This is a genomic window from Erysipelatoclostridium sp. An173 (genome assembly GCF_002160495.1).
GTDB lineage: Bacteria > Bacillota_I > Bacilli_A > Erysipelotrichales > Coprobacillaceae > Thomasclavelia > Thomasclavelia merdavium.
On sequence record NZ_NFKR01000064.1, the window covers coordinates 1 to 6,564 of the forward strand.

6 protein-coding genes and 2 pseudogenes are annotated in these 6,564 nt (G+C 39.8%); all 8 read left to right on the forward strand.

What is annotated here, in order from left to right:
* A pseudogene (locus tag B5F09_RS14020) lies at positions 1–2,750 on the forward strand (VaFE repeat-containing surface-anchored protein); the annotation flags it as partial.
* A 235-nt stretch (positions 2,751–2,985) separates the two neighbouring features.
* Positions 2,986–3,311: pseudogene (locus tag B5F09_RS14025) on the forward strand (YdcP family protein).
* A 16-nt stretch (positions 3,312–3,327) separates the two neighbouring features.
* Positions 3,328–3,714 carry a YdcP family protein gene (locus tag B5F09_RS14030; protein WP_072850659.1) on the forward strand — a complete coding sequence of 129 codons (387 nt, stop codon included), beginning with the start codon at positions 3,328–3,330 and terminating at the stop codon, positions 3,712–3,714.
* 84 nt (positions 3,715–3,798) lie between these two features.
* Positions 3,799–3,969, forward strand: a complete 171-nt coding sequence (locus B5F09_RS14920) for a hypothetical protein (RefSeq protein ID WP_158095865.1) — start codon at positions 3,799–3,801, stop codon at positions 3,967–3,969.
* A gap of 50 nt (positions 3,970–4,019) precedes the next feature.
* Complete coding sequence (locus tag B5F09_RS14035; RefSeq protein WP_087374959.1) at positions 4,020–4,481, forward strand: hypothetical protein; 462 nt, start codon at positions 4,020–4,022, stop codon at positions 4,479–4,481.
* Positions 4,482–4,505: 24 nt separating this feature from the next.
* On the forward strand, positions 4,506–5,030 hold the full coding sequence (locus B5F09_RS14040; protein WP_087179776.1) for a flavodoxin domain-containing protein: 525 nt from the start codon (positions 4,506–4,508) through the stop codon (positions 5,028–5,030).
* Between the two features lie 54 nt (positions 5,031–5,084).
* Positions 5,085–5,837: a type II CAAX endopeptidase family protein gene (locus tag B5F09_RS14045; RefSeq protein WP_158095866.1), complete on the forward strand. Its 753-nt coding sequence runs from the start codon at positions 5,085–5,087 to the stop codon at positions 5,835–5,837.
* Positions 5,838–5,866: 29 nt separating this feature from the next.
* Positions 5,867–6,349, forward strand: a complete 483-nt coding sequence (locus B5F09_RS14050; RefSeq protein WP_087297376.1) for an ABC transporter permease — start codon at positions 5,867–5,869, stop codon at positions 6,347–6,349.
* Positions 6,350–6,564 lie beyond the last annotated feature (215 nt).

Sequence of the window (6,564 nt, forward strand, 5' to 3'; positions counted from 1 at the left end):
CCGACGTTGCCCTCTCAATCGAGTATGTCAATCAGTATGTGCAGAGCCACAGCGGATTGAGCAGTCAGCATATCTACCTTTTGAAACAGTGCGTCGTATGGCAGAGATTTAGCGTTCATCTGGGCTGGCAATGCGATAACGTCAGAGCTTCCTATGATGAAATCCCAAAAGCGATACAGGACGAGGTGTACGCTGGGGCGAAAGCCTTTGCCAGCGAGAACAAGGGACGCTATGAATGTGGCGGTTATATCTACTCTGGCGAGGGACAGGACATTGGACAGTTCTGGGCGAAACTTGCCGTAGGAAATGCCACCCTTAAAAAGACTTCCAGTAATGCCAGCATTACCGACGGGAACGGGCTTTACTCTATCGCTGGTGCGACTTATGGTGTCTATTCTGATAAGGACTGCACAAAACAGCTTGCCACACTTACGACTGATAACAGCGGGAACACTGATACCGTGGAAGTAAAGGCTGGTACAGTCTACATCAAAGAGCTTTCCGCTCCTGCTGGCTACAAGGTGGACAATACAGTGTATTCCTTAAATGTAGAAGCTGGCAAGACAGCGACCTTGAACGTATCCGATACGCCAAAGGTCACAGATACCCTTATCGAGCTTTTCAAGATTGACATGGAAACACAGAAAGACGCTCCACAGGGCGACGCTTCCCTAGAGGGTGCGGAGTTCACATGGAAATTCTATGCGGGACACTATACCGCTGACAATCTCCCTAGTGAGCCTACCAAAACATGGGTGACAAAGACAATCGCTGAAAAGGACAGCGACGGCACTATCCATTATGTTTCCCGCCTTTCTGATGAATACAAGGTATCTGGGGACAGCTTCTATACACAGGACGGAAAGAACGTGCTTCCTTTAGGAACGCTGACCGTTGAGGAAACGAAAGCTCCTAATGGCTATCTTCTTGACGGTGCATATATGCAGGCTGACGGTAGCGAAGAACAGATTAAGGGAATGTACCTTACATAGATTACCGAGGACGGCGACATTGCCGTATTGTCTGGAAGCAATCAGTACCATGTATCAGACAAGGTTATCCGTGGCGGTGTGAAAATCCAGAAACGAGATTTGGAAACCAGCGATACCAAAGGTCAAGGTAGTGCGACCTTGAAAGACGCTGAATTTGAAATCATTTCCCTTAATGACAATGCCGTACTTGTCGAGGGCAAGCTCTACAATAAAGGCGAAGTGGTAAAGACAATCCTTACCGACATTGAGGGCGTGGCTTCTACTTCTGCTGATTTACTCCCTTACGGGAAATACCGTATCGAGGAAAGCAAAGCTCCAGAGGGCTATCTGACTGACGGTGCGAAACCGATTGAATTTGAAATCACAGAGGACGGAAAAATCGTTGACCTTACAGGTACGGACACTTCCATTTACAATCAAGTAAAGCGTGGCGACCTTGAGGGTGTCAAGATTGGGGCTGGTACACACCAGCGTCTTGCGGGAGTTCCGTTTAGGATCACCAGCAAGACCACAGGTGAGAGCCACATTATCGTAACTGATGATAACGGACAGTTCTCCACTTCTTCTGACTGGGCTTCCCATAAGAACAACACCAACGTAGGAAAGACCAGTGAGGACGGTATCTGGTTTGGAACGAGCGAGCCGGACGACAGCAAAGGTGCTTTGATTTACGATACCTATATCATTGAGGAATTACGTTGTGAGAGCAACAAAGGCTTTGAGCTTATCCCACCGTTTGAAATCGTGGTGTCCAGAAACAATGTGACCGTTGACTTAGGGACACTTACTGATGAATACGATAAAGAAATCTCTATCCATACCACAGCCACAGGCAAGGACGGCGAGAAGTCTATCGTGGCTGGCAAAGAGGTAACAATCGTTGACACAGTTACGCTTGACGGGCTGGAAAAAGGCACAAAATATCAGCTCAAAGGCTGGCAGATGTTGAAAGAGGAAAACACCGAGCTTCTTATCGACGGACAGCGTGTGGAAAGTGATTACACATTCACAGCCGACAGCGAAGAAATGAAGATTGAAATGGAATATACGTTCAACGCTTCTTCTCTGGGCGGTCAGAACCTTGTAACCTTTGAGGAACTTTACGACCTTTCCAATGAGGACGAGCCTGTAAAGGTGGCGGAACATAAGGACATTGACGACGAGGGACAGACGGTGCTTATCACGGAGCGTATCATCTCTATCCATACCACAGCGACCAGCGAGGACGGAAAGAAAGAGATTGAAGCAGGAAAAGACGTGACAATCATTGATACCGTTACCCTTGACGGATTGGAAGTCGGCACAAAGTATCAGCTCAAAGGCTGGCAGATGATTAAGGACGAAAACGCCGAGCTTATCATCAACGGAGAGCGTGTCGAGAATGACTATACCTTTACTGCCGACAGTGAAAGCATGGAAGTCCAGATTGCCTTTACTTTCGACGCTTCCGAGCTGGACGGGAAAGAGCTTGTGACCTTTGAGGAATTATACGATTTGAGCAATCCAAACGAACCGACAAAGGTTACAGAGCATAAGGACATTGAGGACGACGGGCAGACGGTGACAATCACAGAAGTACCAGAAACGCCAGAAGAACCAACAGAGCCAGAACAGCCGACCACACCAGATACACCGAGCAAGACAACGGACACTCCAAAGACAGGCGACAACACAAACATTGCCTTATTCTTAGGGCTTCTTGTTCTTTCTGGTGCAGGCGTGGCAGGAACATACTTCATCAAGCGTAGACGCTCTTAATCGGGTGGTCTGCTTATGATGATGAAGAAATCACGCTCCCCGCCGACACATGGAAACGGCGGAGCTTCCCTTTATTCTGGCTTGTCCGCCACCCACCTGTAAGCACACGGACGGTCAAGGGTGCTTTTAAGCATTTACCTGCCCTTGACGGTCTGGGGGCTTACGGGTATCACACCACCTGCCAGAATAAGAGCATTGACAATCAACAGATTTTATAGAAATGAGGTATGAACACATGAAATTAAAATATATCGTGCCTGACATGGCACAGACATTTGGAAATTTGGAGTTTGCAGGAGAAAATGACGTGGAGCAACAGCGTGTCAATGGTCGCTTTGTTCCCGTGACAAGAAGCTATAACCTGTATTCCGACATTCAGAGAGCCGACGACATTATCGTGGTGCTTCCGCAAAAGCTGGGGAGAAGCGTTTCAAGTATGAGCAAAAAGTAAAGCTCGTCAATCCTAAGATTACCGCCGAGGGAAAGAACGTGCGAGGTCGTGGCTACACCAACTATATTTTAAACGCTGACGATATGCTTCCAGTCGAGGAAAGCAAGTAAAGGGGGATAACAGATTATGAGATTAGCGAATGGAATTGTATTAGATAAGGAAAAGACTTTCGGTGTTTTGAAATTCTCTGCCCTTAGACATGAGGTGCGTGTAGAGAATGAGGACGGGACGACCACCGAGGAAATCAAGCGTAGAACCTATGATTTGAAGTGCAGTCAGCAGGAACGCACGATACAGGTATCTATCCCAGCGGAAATCCCTGTCAAGGACTATCCGTACAATGCCGAGGTGGAGCTTATCAATCCCGTTGCCGATACGGTGGCTAATGCCAACTACCGAGGGGCAGATGTGGAGTGGTACATCAAGGCAGACGACATTGTGTTGAAAAATAAAGGCAGTCAGCCCACAGGCAATCCACAGAACCATGCTCCACAGGGACAACAGAAAAAATAATCAGCAAAGCATATTTTCATTGTAGGTGATACTGGATAGAGGTATAATAATTCTATAAATTGGAATTTGTAGAGGAGATTGTATATGAAAAAAGCAGAAGGAATCTGTTCTGTGATAGGGAGCCTTGTAGGTGCAATAGGAACCGGAGTAGCTATTTACTTTACTGGAAGCGTTTGGTGTTCAATTATAGGATTTTTAGGTTTTATGATTGGTGACCGAATTGGAAAAGCAATCGACGACTCTAAAGAGGAATAAGTTCCAGTTAGTTAAACAAATAAATCCTAAGTTGTAGATTGGAGTTAGTTATGAAAAATGTAATATATATATTAATTCAATGCACTTGGGGATTGCCACAAACATTGTTAGGATTTATAGTACTTTTAATTAATATAAAAAATAAACATTATTTTTATCACGGTGCAATTATTACTGAAAGAAATGTTCCTTCAAGTGTATCTTTGGGAATGTTCGTCTTTACAACAACTAATCCGATGAAAGATAAAAGAACAAAAAATAAAATACCAGATGAAGAATTAAGTAAAAGGCTTTTAGTTCACGAATATGGTCATACAATTCAATCCCTTATTTTTGGACCATTATATTTAATAGTAATAGGGATTCCATCAACACTATGGGGATTTTTGCCATATTTTCAAAATAAAAGAAACAACGGAGTATCTTACTTTAGCTTTTTTACAGAAAAGTTTGCTAATTATTTAGGTGAAAAAGTTACAAAAGAAAAATCAATGGAAAATGCTATTATATAAATTACAATTTAAGGAGATCAATTTATGAACGGAGTAATCCTATATCAATCAAAATACGGCGCTACAAAAAGATACGCTGAATGGCTGTCCGAGGAAATCGGGTTTCAGTGTATAGAAACAAAAAAAGCTGATATTAATGAAATTATTACATATGATCCTATTATTTTAGGCGGAGGAATATATGCTTCCGGTATTGCCGGCTTGTCTTTTCTAAAAAAGAATATCAATAAATTAACGGACAAAAAGATCATTGTATTTTGTTGCGGTGCATCTCCATATGAAGAAAATACATTTCAGCAAATCAAAGCGCATAACATGAAAGATAATTTATCTGATATTCCAGTCTTTTACTGTCGCGGCGCATGGGATATGGACGCAATGTCTTTCAAAGATAGAATATTATGCAACTTACTTAGAAAGGCTGTTGCAAAAAAAGATCCATCTGATTACGAAATATGGGAAAAGGCATTAATGGCAGCCGGAGACAGCAGCTGCGACTGGACTGACAAGAAATACATTGAACCAATACTTGAATGTATTAAGCGATAAACACCTGTTTGTTAAGCAGGCAAATCCTAATTTGTAGAGATGATAGGAGTATTTATGAATAAAAAGTTAGTGAAAGAATTTTTAATAATAACATTTGTTATAATGCTAATATTTTGGGGTGGTTGTGCTTTAATTAGTCAAATATTTAACTTGACAATAAATAATATATTTTTAAGGATTATGCACATTATCGGGGGATTCTCTCCAACTATTGCCTCTTATATATCACTAAAGAGAAATAACAAAGTTAAGAATTTAAAAGAATGGTTAAAAAAGATATTTGATATAAAACATAATATTTGGACTTATATTTTAGTAATTTTATTTGTATTGATTTATTATGTTTTGGGGTGTGCAATAAATGGATTTAAATTTGGTGCTCCTATATTTATGCTTATAGTAATTTTACCAATGATGTTATTTGGTGGTGGAAATGAAGAAGTTGGATGGAGAATGATTTTACAACCTGAATTGGAAAAGAAATTTGGATTTCATATAGCAACAATCTTTACTTCTATTATTTGGTGGTTATGGCATTTACCAATATTTTTTATAATAGGAACAGCAAATGCAAATATGAACTATTTTCTTTTTGGAATAATGTGTTTAACCTTATGCTATGCTTTGGCAACAATAAGAAAGGTATCGAAAGGTGTATTTCCTTGTATATTAACTCATTGTTTAATAAATGGGTTATCTGCAATATTTGTATTTAATTATAGTTTGTTAAGTTGTTGTATAACTTTAATTGTAACAATAATAGTATCAATACTAATTTTAAATATAAATAAAAGATATATAAGATAATAGCAAATTACAATTTGGAGTGAAACAGAATGATTATAATAATCGAAACCGTAATTTTATGTATCGCGTTTTTTCTAATATGTTTTTGGGGAACAGGTACAGATAACAAAAATTTAAAAAGCTATTCATCTTATCCAGATGAAGTGCAAAATCGAATAAAGAGTATTGCAGAATATCAAGGAAAATTTAAGGAAAGCAATAAAGTGGTTACATTTATATCCAATTTTCTGTTATTTCTGTTCGTACTATTTATATTAGGGTTGTTTATCAAAGAAAATGGCTTCACACATAATTTTCTTTGTTTATGTATTATAGGACAGGGATTGAATATCTTTGACTTATTTATTGTAGACCTTTTATGGTGGCGGAATACAAAGCGTGTTCGTTTAAGAAAAATACCAGAAAAGGAATTGTATCAAAATCCGAAAAAGCATATAGAAGCGTTTATCAGAGCCTTTATTATGTATCTGCTAATTGCTCTGATAGACGGATATATATTGACACTTTTATAGGAATAGATATAAGTAAATCCTAATTTAACAATCTCATATTCAGTATTACACAAAGCGGTTGGTCTTTATGATTGACCGTTTTTTCCATATCCAGAAAGGGGTGGTGCTATGTCAAGATTTCGGACTACATAAATATGAGAAATTTAATTAATTGTTACTGATTAGATAGTTGTATTCATATTCATTTGGTGATTTGAAATCACAATGTGAATGTA